This window comes from Flavobacterium sp. 25HG05S-40 (assembly GCF_052654735.1).
In genome coordinates this window covers 3,108,221-3,123,452 of the sequence record NZ_CP199750.1, presented here as the reverse complement: position 1 = coordinate 3,123,452, position 15,232 = coordinate 3,108,221, and the positions used below count along the sequence as shown (strand labels likewise).

Below are 15,232 nucleotides of genomic sequence, written 5' to 3'. Positions count from 1 at the left end.
ATGAATAACTACAACAATTATCCGGCTATTGGCGCAGATGCAAAAATATTGATCACTCAAAATGTATTGAGTGATAAGCTTGGATTTGATAATGTAGATTTTTATGGTAGAGTTCAAAAGGTTTTATCGAAAGATTTAAAATCATTTACTCCTGAATTTTATGCCGAATACCCAAAGCGAAAAGAGGTTTACTATGATGGTAAGAATGCACCTGGTGGAAATGTTTTCTTTATCGTTGAAGATAAAGAGACAATCAAAAACAATCAAGTTGAAGCTAATGTAAAAGTTGTCTTTATGTTGAACTTGGATAAGTTGTTATCAGGAAAAACATATTGGCCGGATGCTGAAATTCAGGAAACGTGCTATAAGCTATTAAAAAAAATAGGAACTATTACGCCTACCGGAATTGAAAAAGGAATCGAGAATGTATTCAAAGGTTTTGATATTTCAAAAATCAAACTTAATGGAATGCAACCCTATCACACTTTTTCAATAAACGGTGTTTTAAAATACACATTTAATTGTAATCATTAAAAAATATTATCATGGGATATGGAATCGTAGAATGTGCTCAAGATGGCGCATCACAATTAAACACAGGAGCCAAAGAGCAATGCTTAAATGGTCCTGTTGTTCGTCATGCTTTATCTCCAACTGATCAGGAGTTTGCCACGGCAACTTCAGCTAAAACATTAGCAGATTGGAGAACAGCCGAAGCAGCAAAGGAAATTATTCCTTTGTACGAAATTGAGCAATTGGCAGTTGCTGATACCGAAGATACTTATTACGAAGCTCGTAAAAAGTATAAAACTAAAAACGGTAAGAAAATCAGAACTTTCGAGGTGCACTTAGGTGTTTGCTCTCACAGAGCATTAGCCTCGTACAACGGTAAAAAAATGAGAATCTATGAGTTCACGGATGCTCAAGAAATCAAAGCTACAACTCCTGACGGAACTAAAGTTCGTGGTCAATTAGTTACTATCGAAGTTGGTAAAATGGTTGATGCAACCGATGAAAAACCACAATACACTCCGGTAACTGTAACTTACGAAGACTACAAAGAATTCGAAAATGGACCGGTTGTACTTCGTCCGACTTGGTCACACATCGAGTTGCAAGGTATTTTCGATGTTACTTTAGCATTGTCAGGTACTCCAAGCGCTACATCAATCAAGTTTACTGCTTCTGCTGGTTGTGCCGGAGAAGATTTAGTAACTGCATTTGAAGATGCTGATGTAAAACTTTACAACGCTGATGGAACATTGAAAACTCACACTTTCGTTGCTGCCGATGCTAACGGAGTTTACGAACTTACCGGAACCGGATTTGCAAACGGAATGTACATCAATCTTAACGGAGTTGTTCAGCAAACTGAAGCAACTTACGAAAGTGATGGTGCCCTTACTATCGCTGGTATTCCAGCTTAATTCTGAATACTATGCAAAAGTTTCAGTATAAAGGTATCACTTTCGCAGAGGGTTGGAATGGTACATTCGAGCAGTTCCAAGCAGAATTCTCAATGACCCACGTCTTTAGATCAATTGAAGCAAAAGAAAGGTCATCAGAAATGAAAAAGCTTTTCAAAGACTTGATTGAGCACAACAAATCTCAATCTAAAGCAGTTGAAAACATAGAAGTAAAGTAAATTTTTAAATCTTATTGTAGAAGAGGCCGACACTTAATAGGTGTTAGGCCTCTTTTTTTATAAAAATGGGAGCAATAGAGCAACATTTCTACAAAGTAAAAGCCAATTTAAGTGCCGACAGAGCATCTAAAGAGCTATTCGATTTCATTAAAAGTATCGAATCCGAAATTGTTCAGCTAAACCGAGAGCAGTTAAACGAAAAAAGCAAAGACATCTACGGTGATGCTATTGGATTCTACTCTAAGGCAACCGAGATAATCACTAAGGGAGATAAAAAAGCCGGAGAGCCTTTCACGGCAAAAGATACCGGAAGCTTTCTCGAGGGATTATATGCAAAAGTTCAGAATAACATGGTTGTATTTGGTTCATCAGACCCCAAAACATCAATAATACTAAATTCAGAAAATTGGCTTTCGTCTGATTTATTCGGACTTACTGATTTAGACCTTGAAAACCTTATCGATACAAAACTAAAGCCTTTCATGATTGAATACTATCAAAAACAACTTTTATTATGATTTACAAAACACTAAGAACACTTCCCAAAGTAACTCAAATTGAGATAATCGAAACCGGAAACATTCGTCTATTGTGCTCCAATGAAGAAGAAATCGACATCAATGAATTGGCTTTGATTTGGGAGCAATTACAAGCCGATTTCAATGAAAAATACAATAAACAACAGCATAGTAAGGTATTCAATGTTTATAAAGAAATCGAGTATTTAGATAAAAAGTACACAATCATAAAATGCGCTGTTGATTCCCTTGAGTTCAATGTAGATAATGACTTGATTGAATTGCTTCAATCCTATGGCTACAGATTAACTCTTGAGAACTACAACGAAGATTTGAAACGCATCGACCGAGAAAGCGAGGCTATCACCATAAAAATAAACAAGTTCAAAGAGAAACTCCCAAAGCAATCAGAGCAAACAGAATCATCAGGTTTTTCAATTATTGAGAACATGGGCGCTTTTATATCAATACTCGGATTTGACTTTGATTTCTATACGGTATCGGTTGAAAAGTACCATGATGCCCTAGAGAAACAAGTCAAGAATAAAATTGCAGCAATCGAAAAACAAAACGCTAAAAACAAGAAGTAATGTCAGGAATAATAACACGTAAGAAAATAATCGAAGATGAGGCTTTACAATGGGGCGAAACCTATGCTAAAAACCTACAGCCTGCAGTCGATAAAAACAAAGAGTTTGTTGCATCTATTTTAGCATTGAACGCAGCCAATGAACAGGTTAGAAACTCTCGAAACGATAAAGAACTTCAGGTTAATTTGAAAAAATCAAATGAACTTGGAGAACAGGCCATCGGTATTTGGAAAGAACAAAACCAATTGGAATTGGCCTTGATTTCCACTAAAAAGAAAAACGAACTTGCCACTGAAGGAACCAACAAAGCGCTGGTAAAAGAGCGCACTCTATTATCGGAAACCAATAAAGAGATAAAGCAACAAGTTCGAGAAAGTCTAGGTCTTGTAACGGCTTATGAAAGGCTGAATAAACAGCGTAACGAATCTCAAAAAAGATTGGCCGATTTGCTTTCTGCTGAAAAAAGAAACAATATCGAGATTGCAAGGGCTACGGTTGAATTTGACAAATTAGATGCCAGAGTTAAAGCGGTTGATGCAGCCATAAAAAACTACTCCAAAAACATCGGAAACTATTCTAGTGCATTTTCAGGACTAAACGAGACGGCCAGAAGTTTGATTTCAACTTTCGGATTAGTTACCGGAATCGCTCTTTTTGGTACTGTAGTAAAAGACATCTTCAACGTTGTAAAAGATTTCGACCGACAACTTATTGCAGTTGGAAAAACCACAAACATATCCGGAGAAGCATTGAAGCAATTTGGGCGTGAAGTTGTTGAGCTTGGAGATAAACTTGACGGAATCACGGTTGACGGACTTATTCAATCTGCTGAGGTTGCCGGACAGTTGGGAGTTACAGGAACTGAAAACATTCTAAAATTCTCTACAGCCATTGAGAAACTGAAACTTACATCGAATATCATTTCAGATGAACAGGTAGGACAGTTCGCGAAGTTTATTGAGGTGTCATCAGATAGTTTCGATAATGCCGATAGATTGGCATCTGTTATTACGCAATTAGGTAACTCATACGCAACCACAGAGGCCGAAGTTTTAGCCAATGCAACCGAGATTCAAAAAGGTATTGCGGTTTACAAAACATCAGCTCAGGGAGTTTTGGCGCTTGGTTCTGCAACTTCTACATTAGGATCAGAAGCCGAAGCATCAAGAAGTGCAATTCAATCTACTTTCTCTGTAATTAACAATGCTATTGCAAGCGGAGCAAATCTCGAAAAGGTTTTGAAACTTACAGGACTTACTCAAAAAGAATTATCAAAACAATTTAATCAGGATGCCACGGGAGTATTTGTCAAATTCGTTGGCGGTTTGGCCAAAGCTAAAAGCGAAGGCGAAAACCTTGCAAGAGTTTTATCAGATGTTGAAATCACTGAAAAGAGAGCCTTTACTGTTATCGGTGCTTTGGCTGCCAACTATGGAGTTCTTGAAGGTTCAATTGCTCAAGCAAATAAGGAATATCAAGTCAATAAGGCTTTGAACAAAGAAGTTGCTGCAGCATCGGAAAGTATCGCTTCTATTGTTGCTGATTTGAGAGATAAGTGGGAAGCATACGTTCTTCAGGTTAACGATGCCGAAGGAGGCACCAATGCACTTACTAAATCATTGAAATTCCTTCGCGATAATTTCAAACAGATTATTGATTTTACTCTAAAGGCCGGAGCAGTATTCTTGACTTATTTGGGAGTTGTGAAGACTTATAATTTTGTAATAGCGGCTTCTTCTGCATTGCAAGTTGCTTGGACTGCTGGACAAATACGATTTGCATTAGCTACAGGTATAGGTACCCAATCAATACTCTCACAAGCCGAAGCTGCCAGAGCGGCTACAGTTGCTCAAAATGGACTTAATGTGGCAACCAAAGCAACGCCATGGGGTTTGATAGCGGGATTAGTTGCGGCTGCTGTTGCAGCGTATATGGTTTTCAACGATACGTTATCTGAAACCGAAATAAGAGTAAAGGCTGTTAATGATGCTCAAAAAGAAGTTGCCGATTCAGAGAATCTTTATACAAACCAAAGAGATAAAAGACGCGAAAAAGAATTTAAAGCCATTGAAGATGAGATATCGCTTAGAAGAGCCAAGGGCGAAGATTCTAAAAAACTTGATGAAGAAGAAATACGAAGAAAAGTTGAAATCATAAAGGGTCAGGAGTTTGTTTTAAAATCCCTTGAAGGTACCGAAACCGAAAGAACAAAAAAGCAAATTGAAGAATCCAATAAAAGAGTTGCTCAGGCTCAAAAGGAGTTTGACGATATAAACAGCCTTGCTCTTAGAAATCCTTTTGGCGAAAGTGTTAAGGATAAGAATGATTTACTTGTTAAAGAAAAAGCAGATAATGATGCACTCAAAGCTACCCTTACTAAAAAGCAAGAAATTTATAAAAGTGAGTACGACAAATTCAATAAGCTATTGACAGACCTTGAGCAACAAAATAATGTTGACAATGCAGCCGCCCAAGCCGAAATTGACAAAAAAGCCATTGCAGCAAGAAAAAAACGTCTTAAAGAAATCTATGATGCCGAAAAGAAAGCTGCTGATGATCTATTCAAGTTGCAACAGTTCAGACTTCAAGTGGCCATCGATATGGATAACGAAATTGTCAATAATGAAAAGGCTTCTTTTGACGAAAGAATAACTGCTTTCTTGGATTCTAATCAACTGCTTCAAACCAAAATAAAAGAAGCCGCCGAAAATGAATTGAAAAACCTTGGCAAGTATAATGAAGATAAGGGAGTATTTATTCGAGAGCTTTCTGATTTGCAGATTGAAGAGTTAATTAAAACGGGTTCCACTTCTAAAAAATTAACTACCGAACAGCAGTTGATTTATGAAAAGTATCAAGCATCATTGACTACGGCTGCCAAGAAAGGCGAAGCCGATAGACAAAAGCTTGTAGATGCTCAGGCCAATGTTATTCAAAAGCAAATTGATTTACAAGACACCAAACTTGAGACTCAACAAAATAAAGAAATTGAAGCCGAAAATCAAAAGTTCCTTAAAATTCTTGAAGTCAATAAAGACAATTTTGAGATAATTGAAAAGGCTACCGAAGGCCATGAAAAGAAGCTTTTTGATATTTCTCAAAAGTATTCTAGGTTAAAAATTGAGCAAAGCATCAGCGCTATAGAATTGCTTCTTCAAAGAGATAACAATGCGCTTGAAGGCTCAAAACTTTCTGCTGAAAAAAGAGCTGAGGTAGAAAAAGAACTTTCGGATTTAAAAAAGGGATTGAGTGAAATTGATGTCGAAAATAATCAAGCTGCCAATGCTAAAAAACTAGCAAATGATGAAGAAACAGCTAAGGAAGAAAAAGCCTTAAGGTTAGAACTAAAAAACAGAACTATTGAACTTGCCCAACAAGCAGCAAATGCAGTTATTGATTTGGCAAATGCGATATTCAGTGCTAAGATTTCAAACATAGATGCAGAGATTCAAGAAAGCAACGACTTCTATGATCAACAAATTGAAGCAGCCGGAAATGATAACAGACAAAAAAAGCTACTTGAAGAAGAAAAGGAAAAGCGAAGAATTGCTTTAGAGAAAAAGAAACGTAAAGCAGAATATGATGCCGCTGTTTTTAGTAAAGTTGTTTCTTTAGCTACAATAGCTGCTCAAACAGCCATGGCATCTATTGCAGCTCTTGCACCGCCTCCAATTGGACTTGGACCGGTATTCGGTGGTTCATTACTTCCTTTTATTATTGGTACCGGAGCTGTTCAAGCAGCTATTGTGTTGGCCACTCCACTTCCTAAATATAAAGATGGTCGAAAAGACGGTCCTGACGAGTGGGCAATTGTTGGTGATGGAAAACAAAATGGCCGTGGTGTGCGCGAGGTTATTTCTGAAGCAGATGGTTCAAATCCGTTGCTTACTCCAGATAGACCTACTGCAGTATTTCTTCGCAAAAAGCAAAAGGTACACAAGTCTTTAGAGGATTATAAAAAGTATGTTAATACCGGAATTGCTCAAGATATTCAAAGAGATAATTTAAGACTAAAAGAATTTACATCTATAAATATCAATCAATCAAACGGAGGCTCAAAAGAGCTATTGGATGAACTAAAAAGAAATACCGAAGCCGTCAGAAAAAGTAAAGCGAGTATTCATTTGCATAACAAATTCGATTTAGGCCATGAACTTTGGAAATTGTCAAATACTAATTGGAATAAAAGATGAGTAATATAAATCAAGCTTTTAACGATAGAGAAAAATTCATACTTTGGTGCCAATCACCAGGCTTTGATGATTTGGTTATAACCGAACCGATCGGATGGAAAAACGACGATAAAGAGTTTGCCAGAAATGAAGAGTATCACGGTATTTTTCCAAAGTTTTCAAACTCTCTTAAGTTCATCGAAAATGGCGCAGAGTATATAAACTATGCTAGAGATATTTTAGGCATCAATGCGCCATTGGGAATGACTAAATACGAAAAGCATCCACAGACTGACAGATGGACCAAAAGCTATTGGGGATATTTGGATATGTCAACTTGGGGTTTTGAAGATAATCAGGTCTCTATCAAGTTCAATTCCGGTGGATTGGAACAACTTATTAAAACCCGTGAAAGTGAAACGGTGGAGATTGACAGACTAGATACTATGGATGGCGATATCTTAACACCAATTCAAACCAACGAGGTTTTATTTGAAGGCCGAAGAATATTTTTAAAATCTATTTGGGAAGCTAACAACGATAGCAATCCTTTGAGAATTCGTGTTTACTCTAGCGATGGTAACACCAGATATGCCGGATGTGGATTTCCTTTGACTTTAAAATCACAATCTCACGAACAGGCTCAAAGCACTTTACCAACTTTAGCGGGTCCCGGAGATACCGGTTCATCTGGACGTGTAATGTTAGCATTATTCGATAGAAGTAGAACTGTTAGATTAATTGGTAGCCAAGTGCAATTCAAGCCAACAATTTATGATAAACCCGTAGATTGGGCTTTCTTTAAAGTTTGCATTACATCGTACAGAAACGGAACGGCCTATGAACTAAAAGACCGAAGAGTATTGTTTCATGCCGGATATCAATCTACTTCTTTACCGAATGTTTTTGGAATATCAGGACAAACTTTTCAGTTAAACTTTGACGAAACATTTAATGTTGATGAAGGGGACAGTGTTGCTTTAGAGTTTTATATCGGTTCTGATTTGGGAGCTTCAGTTGATTTCTTAGCAGACCTTAGCGATTTTTCAGGTAAAGTATTTTGTGAAGAAGATAGCTTTTTTGAGCCATCAAAATCAAAGTTTGTTTTCGTGCATGATCTATTTGATAGACTAGCCACAATTTGCTCTTCAAAAAAGGATGTTTTTTATTCTAAATATTTTGGTAGAATTGATATAGGATATCCGGTAGATGGACCGGGAGCATTTGTTGGTTCAACTCATGGGTTTTGGATTCGAGGATTTGATAAACTGCCAATATCGACAGAGCAGTTTCCAAATCTTTTTAAATCATTCAAGACATCACTTAAAGACCTTGTTCAATCCACTTCTGCGGTTTTTAACGTTGGAATGGGTATCGAAGAAATCAACAACAAAGAGCGAATCAGAATAGAGCCTTTGAGCTACTTCTACAACAGCAACGTTACAATTAAACTGCCGAATCAGGTTAAGAAATTGAAGCGTACCGAGGCGGTTGAGTTTTATTGTTCGGCCATTGATATAGGGTACGATAACGGCGGGGTTTATTCCGAAGCTCAGGGACTTGACGAACCTAACGGAAAAACAAATTTTACAACTCCTATAATTAGGCCAAAGAAAACATTTTCAAAGATGTCAATTTATAGAGCCGATAGTTATGGTAAAGAATTTGCAAGAAGAAAACCTATTTCAAAATTCGACACTTTAGACACCCAATATGATGAAGATAATTGGTTCTTGGATTTGAAAAGAGGTTTGTCGAATGTATTTCTTCAAAGAAAATGGCAAGATGATTTCGCGCAACAGCCAACGGGAGTATTTGCGCCAGATACAGCAGATAGTTTAAGGTTTTCGCCTTTCAATATGCTTTTGCGACATGGATGGGTAATTGCTTCGGGACTTAAGAAAAACATAACCGATTACATCAGATTCGGAAGTTCTTCTGCAAATAGCCAATTAAAAACAAAGTTGATTGGTGGCAATGAATATGCTGAAAACGGAAATATCATAGTGACCGAACTAGGAACGCCTCGATTTGTAAATGAATGGATAGAGTTTGAGCATGAGTGTGATTTCGATGTCATGCAGCAAGTTCAAGGAACTACAGTAATACTTGGGAATGAAATACCTAACTTTTACGGAACAATCGAATTCATCAATGATAAATCAGAATTAGAGAAGGGCTTTCTTTTCAACCTCAAGCCAAACGGTAAAGGATCCTGGAAGCTACTTAAATCAAATCGATAATTTAAAAAAATACTACAGCCATGGCAAATTCAAAATTCACAATAACATTTTTACAGATACCAGAAGTCAACGATGAAATTCATATCGGAGAAGATACTCTTGGACTTGACCTTAGAGAAACATTCAAAAACTTAAGACTTGGATTGTATCAGACCACAATTCCAAACGGCTATGATATCGGAGAAGTAGAACCAGAGATTATTTATTCTGGGTACCTTTCTCAGAATTACAAAACCGCCTTTAATTTAGATCACAACTCCACAGGTTTATTTACGGTAACCGCAACAAACGGAGCTGTAAATCAAGGGCTCGGAAGTGTTACTATTGAGGCAACATATCCCGGGGCGGTTTTCGTTGACAATAATACATTGCCAGAGGTGATGGAAGTCACAATTGAAAACGAAGCAGCACCAACACCAATAACTATCGACAGCGTTACTTATTCCGAAGCAGATGCTGACCCTTGCCAAAATGTGAAAGTTACGGTTGAAACTTCGGTATTGGCCACTAAAATACTTTCGCCTTTTGTTTTGAATCCAAACACCGAAAATCCTTTCGAGTTCACTGTTTTAAGAAGTGCTTTTGGTAATTTAACAGTTGAAAACTCGGAAGGCTCACAATTTACAGATACTTTTCAAGCACCATCACCGCTTAATTCGGCAAACTTTGCAATAGGAGTTAACAATTCTCCAAATGGAGCAACTATAACTGTATCAAATCGGTTTACCTTCGGATTGGATTTGGAATATTCACTTGACGGCACTACTTGGCAAAGTTCAAATATCTTTTCTGGACTTGTAGCCGATACTTACACAATGTATGTACGAGATCAATTGGGATGTTCTTTCGATATAGATTTTGTAGTCAATGATGCTAATATTTATGTTCCTCATTTTTATTATAGCAAATCAAACGGACTTCGACTTGCACAAACTATAGTTTGGGGAAGTGCTGCCAATTACAAAACTGATGAAAACACTTTGAGCTGTGATGTGGATGTTGAGGTTCCTTACCATGAAATACAGTTCAAACAGACTGCCGACATAGAAACATATCAGTTTCAATCAAACTATGCTGTAAATGAAGTAAAAGTCATCAACCCTGATTTATCTGAAGATACAATTCCTGTAATCAAAAAAAGCGATTATATAGGAGTAAAAGACAAACGCGATGCAAGAAAGTATAATTTAGGCAATGGTAAAGTTGGAATTTACTTCATGGCCGGAGATACTTACGATTACACTACTGATGTTGTAAACGGCACTCATGCGCTCAACGGACTTTTGCCAGAGTGGGGAGTAGTCGGAAATTATATCAACATTGCAGGATCATGGTTTTTAATAGAACAGACTCTTTTTGATGAAAGCAAAAACGCTGATATCTTAGTAATTACCGAAACCTATTCGGGTGGTGAAATAAGTGTTATAGCGGGTTGTATTTACAATATCTATGATTTCGAAATCTATGAGTTTACGATAGATTATTTACCATATATGGATGAAAGAATAAGAGTAAAATTAACGAGTTCAGACCCTAATTTCACAACTATAGAGCATCTTTCAGAAAGCATAGAAGTGAAAGTGCGCCACGAATTCACGCTCGACATCAATTATTGGAATAACGAAAATAACGATGTGAATTACGCAACGGGAATCCGTCACAGAATCCGTATGCTTTACACTCGAATTGAAAATGGGGATGAAGAAGAAAGCTCAATCCATAAAACCGATACCAATGCCATTTTATTGAGTGCTGATTTGTATGAGGGTGAAAAGTTTATTTTCGAGCCTACAACAAAGGAAATGTGGAGAAAGTTAAAAATGGCACTCTCACACAAAAACGTTTTTATCGATGGTGTAAAGTATATTAAAAATGGCGAATTTGAATCGGATGGACCATTAGAAGAATCCAATCTTTATGTTTTAAAAGCTACGATGTTAAAAGCTGGTAACGTATACAATTCAGATGGAAGTACTTTCGGAGCTGGTAACGCATCTAATGCTAATATTCCGGGAATCATTCAAGGGAATGATAGCTTTATTAAATACTAATCTTCTTTGCAATAACAATATAGTTGCAAAGAAACAGCAAAGAAAAACCCGCTTAATTGGCGGGTTTTATTTGTTCTAAATATTCTCTAAAGCTATTTGTAGAGGGTAATGGTTTTGTATTTATAAATATTTTACCTTCTTCAACTAACTTTTTAAATTCTTCAATTCTTTTGGCTTTATAAGTTGAATAATTACCATAATTCGAACCTGTATTTCTAGGCATTTCTTTTAAATGCTTAACTTTTTCAATACTCTGTTTCAAATGTGTTTCGCAATATGTAGTTTTAAACTTCTTTCCTGATGGAGATTCGTAAAAAGTACAATCAGGACATTGTTCACATCCTATTAATGCTTTTCTTATTGGGTAATACTTATCGCCTATAAACATTAAATTTTCAACATCCTTGAATATGTATGGAATTGTTTTCATCACTTCAAATTTTTAAAAGTTTCTTTATCCACATTAACGCTCCTATTATCGTAATAATGATGGTGAACTGACCTATCAATATAACTGTCTTTTCTTGGTGATTTGCCAAAAAGCGAATCCCCTATGATTTTAGCAACCAAAGAACAACCACCAACGCAAACAAAGAAAAGAATCACAAGCTCAAGCATATAGGCAAATTTACTAAATCCTAACGATTTGGATTACAGATTATAATATTTTTTCCTTATTCTTATTTAGTCTTAATAAAAATAGTAAATTTGTTTTCGAACAAACAATATAAAAAATGACACTCCAACAAATTTACACGCTACTATCACAAATAAATGAGAAGTACAATCAAATTCAAAATAATGCTAAGACTATAGAAGAATTTGACGAACAAATGACATTTTTAGCTAGTGCATACATTCCAATAAGTTCTGGCGGCATTACCAAAAAGCTAAACATTCAAACCATTTTAGCCGCCGTTGTTCAAACCTACATTGACCGATTAATTTATGTTGACGAAATAACCATCATTGATAATGATGTAACGATTCCCGCTGGTGTTCAAGCTTTAATCAACAACCTTACATACTTTACAGTTACAGACTCAACTTTTACAATCCCTTTTGCTGATACGGGTAAGTCAAGAATTGATATAGTTGTAATGAATAATACTTCGACTCTTTCAGTAATTACGGGAATAGAAACTTTAGGGGTTGCAGTTCGTCCGAATATCCCTTTAAATTCTGTTTTGGTAACTCAAATTAATGTGACCGATTCTGCATTTACTACAGTTGATGGATTGCTATACATAGGTGAGTTTGACAGTTTTGAAGAACTCAATACATCACATCCTTCGGCATTATCAGGAAGCTATGCAGTTGTTAGTGATCTTTCATCAAGCAGCGTTTATTATTGGTCGGCCATTAACGGATGGTTTACGAATGCTGGTGGTGGCGGTGGCGGCGGCGCAACACCTAATTTACAACAAGTAACAGATGTTGGCGCAGAAACGGACAAAGTTATTATTGCAGGGGGATTTCAATCAATAGGAAATACTAGTACTCCAGCTATTGTTTTTAACGATGCTGATAATGTTGAAAATGTAAAAGGATATCTAAATCCCAATAGTGATGTATCTATTTTAGACTCAAAAATTTGGAATTTAATAAATGAAAGTGGTGATTTAGTAACTTCAACAGTGAAAACAGCATCTTTTACAGCGGTAAATAATGCTAAGTACTCTACAAACGGAACCATAACGGTTACAGACCCAACACCAATAACAAACAAAGGATTTTCGGTTAATGTTGTTAGCGGAACTACTACAATTGACGGAGTTGGATATACTGCTGGGTCATCAATTTACAGATATTACAACGGGTCGGCTTGGGTAAATTTTAAATTTTCTAGTGAATACACAGAATCTTCTTTTGGAGTTTTTATAAATGAATTGACAGGCAAAACAACTCCTATTGATGCTGATTTATTAAACATCACAGATACAGCCGATAGTAACAAGCAAAAGAAGTTGTCTTTTACCAATTTGAAAGCTTTTCTAAAAACTTATTTTGATACTTTTTACACTAATGCCAGTGCTGTAGCGTCTCAAATAACTACTGCATTATCTGGTTATGCAACTCAAAGTTATGCCGACGCAAAAGTACAAAACAGTCTTTCAGCATCGACTACAATAGCTCCAAGTGCTACGGCTGTGAATACGGCTTTAAATGGTAGAATAAAGGTATTAGCACGTAGTGGAACGGCAGGAAGTCCAGTAACGGGAACAACTGCGGAAACACAAGTACTACAGTTATTTATTCCAGCAAACACGCTAACAACAAATGATTGGATTACGGTAGGGCGTTTGAATATAAATAAAACTACTGCGGTTTCAACTTCAACACTTAGAATTAAAATATCAACTTCAGCAACAATGCCTAGCGGAACTACGGGACGTATGGCAACTTACACCACTTCTTCTTCAATTCAAGGTGTAGGAGTTATGCGTAAGTTTTGGCAGGATGGCGGAAATCTTAAAGGGGTAAACGATGGTATTTCATATATAAATGATGCTGCGGCAGCTACAAGCGGTACAAGTGCGTCAAGAACGTTCGACCCTACAGTAGATAATTACTTATATGTTTCGATTCAAAATACAAGTGCTTCAGAAAGCATATTTTTAGAATCATACGAAATAACCAACTAATCCTTAGAAAACATGAGAAACAAAACATCTTTTAAAACGTACATCAAGGATATCCGTAATTGGTATCACGTACTTATCGGTTTGGCAGTAGGTTATGATTTTAGCTTACTACTATTTTGCAATCGTCAAAGCTTCCCTTTAAGTTTGGAACATCCTACTAACTATTTCTATCCATTTTTGGGAGGTGTTTTAGTTTGTGTAGTTTCTGCCGGATGGGAATATGCTCAGGATAAAATGACTCGTAAAGATGTTTCAGATTCAAGAGATATTTTTATGGGTGGCTTTGGTGCCGCTATAGGCGGATATATAACAATGCTATACGCTAGTTGGTACTTCGCGATACCTATAAGTATTATTTCCTCAATCGTATTTTTCAAACATTACAAAAAATAGTAACCAATAAATTTATATAAAATGAAGAATCTAATTTTCGCATTATTGATTCCCTTTTTGCTTTTGGGGCAAACAAAAGTATCGACACTTTCCGGAACTACAAGTCCGAGTATTTACATTTCTAATAACAGCTACAACAACGGAGCCGGAAATCAGTCAACTTACATTTATGTTACAGGTGTAGCAGCTGCTTCAAATGGTTTCATTTATGCTTTTGATGATTATGTCAATGTTATTCGAATGATTGCACCTAGTGGCTTCACTTCTCAATTTTGTGGAGATGCTACTTTTGCCAATGCAAGTTTTAAAAATGGCTTTGCCGATGGTACTGCTACTACTACTCTATTTGCAGACCTTACAGCTATTGCCACAGATGCTTCGGATAACGTTTTTGTAATGGATAACAATAGACTACGAAAAGTTACAACATCAGGAAACTGTACTACCATCACATTCAACCAATCCGATTTTAAAGATGCCGAAGGCTTAGCTATTGATAGCGCTACAGGAACTATTTATGTTTCAGATACCGGAAACAAGCGCATCCGTAAAGTATCATCTTCGGGAACCATTACAACTTTCGTAACCGGCCTCACAAATCCAAAAGGAATTGCACTTGATACTTCGGGCAATCTGTTTGTTTGCGATGGTACCCAAATTAAAAAAGTCACGCCATCCGGCACCGTTTCAGTATATGCTTCTGGTTTTGGTTTAGCCTACGGCGTTTGTATTGATAGCTCAGGAAATCTTTATGTTACTGATAATGTAACGCATCAGGAAAAGAAAGTAAGTCCTAGCGGTGTTGTTACGGTTTCTGTTGGGAATGGTATACCTAAGTTTAGGGACGGACTTGTGAACGCTACTGCTTTTGGAGCTTCGCTTTATGGTCCAAGAGGCATCGCAATTGACAGCACTGGAAAACGCTACATAGCTGATACCAACAACCAAAGAATTAGAAAAGTAACTCCATAAAAG

Annotated in this window: 12 protein-coding genes; 11 read left to right on the top strand and 1 reads right to left on the bottom strand. The window is 36.7% G+C overall.

Annotation, left to right across the window (positions count from 1 at the left end):
• The 8 genes from ACULEU_RS13535 to ACULEU_RS13500 all read left to right on the top strand — a co-directional run bounded on the left by ACULEU_RS13535 (position 1) and on the right by ACULEU_RS13500 (position 11,219).
• Positions 1–534 carry a hypothetical protein gene (locus tag ACULEU_RS13535; RefSeq protein WP_445453092.1) on the top strand — a complete coding sequence of 178 codons (534 nt, stop codon included), beginning with the start codon at positions 1–3 and terminating at the stop codon, positions 532–534.
• An 11-nt stretch (positions 535–545) separates the two neighbouring features.
• Positions 546–1,427 carry a hypothetical protein gene (locus ACULEU_RS13530; protein WP_445453091.1) on the top strand — a complete coding sequence of 294 codons (882 nt, stop codon included), beginning with the start codon at positions 546–548 and terminating at the stop codon, positions 1,425–1,427.
• A gap of 11 nt (positions 1,428–1,438) precedes the next feature.
• A complete protein-coding gene (locus ACULEU_RS13525) occupies positions 1,439–1,645 on the top strand; it encodes a hypothetical protein (RefSeq protein WP_445453090.1) in 207 nt (68 codons plus the stop codon).
• A 65-nt stretch (positions 1,646–1,710) separates the two neighbouring features.
• The gene (locus ACULEU_RS13520; RefSeq protein ID WP_445453089.1) at positions 1,711–2,163 is read left to right on the top strand and encodes a hypothetical protein; all 453 of its coding nucleotides are present in this window, start codon (positions 1,711–1,713) and stop codon (positions 2,161–2,163) included.
• Complete coding sequence (locus ACULEU_RS13515) at positions 2,160–2,753, top strand: hypothetical protein (protein WP_445453088.1); 594 nt, start codon at positions 2,160–2,162, stop codon at positions 2,751–2,753. The genes ACULEU_RS13520 and ACULEU_RS13515 overlap by 4 nt, the downstream gene beginning before the upstream one ends.
• Positions 2,753–6,946 (top strand): hypothetical protein, encoded by a 4,194-nt coding sequence (locus ACULEU_RS13510; protein WP_445453087.1) that lies wholly within the window; start codon positions 2,753–2,755, stop codon positions 6,944–6,946. The genes ACULEU_RS13515 and ACULEU_RS13510 overlap by 1 nt, the downstream gene beginning before the upstream one ends.
• A complete protein-coding gene (locus ACULEU_RS13505) occupies positions 6,943–9,168 on the top strand; it encodes a hypothetical protein (protein ID WP_445453086.1) in 2,226 nt (741 codons plus the stop codon). Before ACULEU_RS13510 ends, ACULEU_RS13505 begins: the two co-directional genes overlap by 4 nt.
• Before the next feature lie 20 nt (positions 9,169–9,188).
• Positions 9,189–11,219 (top strand): hypothetical protein, encoded by a 2,031-nt coding sequence (locus tag ACULEU_RS13500; RefSeq protein ID WP_445453085.1) that lies wholly within the window; start codon positions 9,189–9,191, stop codon positions 11,217–11,219.
• A gap of 52 nt (positions 11,220–11,271) precedes the next feature.
• Here ACULEU_RS13500 and ACULEU_RS13495 read toward each other — a convergent pair whose 3' ends face one another.
• Positions 11,272–11,649 (bottom strand): hypothetical protein, encoded by a 378-nt coding sequence (locus ACULEU_RS13495; protein ID WP_445453084.1) that lies wholly within the window; start codon positions 11,647–11,649, stop codon positions 11,272–11,274.
• A gap of 304 nt (positions 11,650–11,953) precedes the next feature.
• Here ACULEU_RS13495 and ACULEU_RS13490 point away from each other — a divergent pair, with 304 nt between their 5' ends.
• From ACULEU_RS13490 to ACULEU_RS13480, 3 genes are read left to right on the top strand one after another with little or no spacing between them, the layout of a single operon-like run.
• Positions 11,954–13,864 carry a hypothetical protein gene (locus ACULEU_RS13490; protein ID WP_445453083.1) on the top strand — a complete coding sequence of 637 codons (1,911 nt, stop codon included), beginning with the start codon at positions 11,954–11,956 and terminating at the stop codon, positions 13,862–13,864.
• A 12-nt stretch (positions 13,865–13,876) separates the two neighbouring features.
• Positions 13,877–14,257, top strand: a complete 381-nt coding sequence (locus ACULEU_RS13485; protein WP_445453082.1) for a hypothetical protein — start codon at positions 13,877–13,879, stop codon at positions 14,255–14,257.
• A 21-nt stretch (positions 14,258–14,278) separates the two neighbouring features.
• A complete protein-coding gene (locus ACULEU_RS13480) occupies positions 14,279–15,229 on the top strand; it encodes an NHL domain-containing protein (protein WP_445453081.1) in 951 nt (316 codons plus the stop codon).
• Positions 15,230–15,232 lie beyond the last annotated feature (3 nt).